This window comes from Moraxella equi (genome assembly GCF_002027555.1).
GTDB lineage: Bacteria > Pseudomonadota > Gammaproteobacteria > Pseudomonadales > Moraxellaceae > Moraxella > Moraxella equi.
The window spans coordinates 1-590 of record NZ_MXAP01000098.1 but is presented as its reverse complement, the minus strand read 5'-3'; the positions used below and the strand labels follow the sequence as shown (position 1 = coordinate 590).

At 39.5% G+C, this 590-nt stretch carries 1 pseudogene; it reads right to left on the bottom strand.

Features of this window, described 5'->3' with window-relative positions:
• A pseudogene (locus B5J93_RS09625) lies at positions 1–477 on the bottom strand (IS5 family transposase); the annotation flags it as partial.
• Between the last annotated feature and the right edge of the window lie 113 nt (positions 478–590).

Sequence of the window (590 nt, the reverse complement as noted above, 5' to 3'; positions counted from 1 at the left end):
CTTTGGTGAGTTGTTTACTACTGCTTTGAATAATAAGACTGCACCATCTCTATCTGTCATGTTGGCTGTGGTGATGTAGATGGCATGTGGTAATCCTTGACTGTCAACGGCAATATGTCGCTTGATGCCTGATACTTTTTTACCTGCATCATAACCTTTGTGTTTGGCGGTATCGGTATTTTTTATGCTTTGTGCATCAATGATGATAAAGCTGGTTTTAGCCTTGCGTTTGTTCTTCTTTCGCTCTTTTTTGACCAATTTTTTTAAGACATTATCACGAATGCTGTTACCACTATCATCAAGTTCACTCCATTTTTGATGGTAGGAATGAATGGTTCGTCATTTTGGGTAGTCATGTGGTAGTTGTCGCCACTGACAACCTGTTCTAAGTAAGTACAGCAATCCACAGAATACTTCGTATAGGTCTATTGTCCTAGGCTTGGTCTTTTTTCTGGCACTTTCTAACAATGGACGTATGTGTTCAAATTACTCTCGTGTGATGTCACTTGGATGGGCTTTTCTCATGGTGAATGATTTGGTTGGTGGTGGTTGGTTTATTGCAGCATATTTTTTGATTGTGAACAGGTTCT